General features: G+C 64.5%; 1 protein-coding gene. It reads left to right on the plus strand.

Going from position 1 to position 256, the window contains the following annotated elements:
- Nucleotides 1-256, plus strand: a 256-nt coding sequence (locus tag AC0IYH_RS32625) for a DNA gyrase subunit A (protein ID WP_471838499.1), incomplete at both ends; no start/stop codon positions are given.

The following is a 256-nucleotide window of genomic DNA, read 5'->3' on the forward strand; positions in this document are numbered from 1 at the left end:
GCATCGGCTGGACAAGATCGCCGACCGGATCGAGCTGCTCGACGGGTATCTGATCGCGTATCTGAACCTGGACCGCGTGATCGAGATCATCCGCACCGAGGACGAGCCCAAGCAGGTGATGATCGCCGAGTTCGGCCTGACCGACCGTCAGGCGGAGGCGATCCTGAACATGCGGCTGCGCAGTCTGCGGCGGCTGGAGGAGTTCGAGATCCGGAAGGAGCGGGACTCGCTCGACAAGGAACGTGCGGGACTGGCG

It is taken from the genome of Pseudomonas sp. AC463, assembly GCF_979253585.1.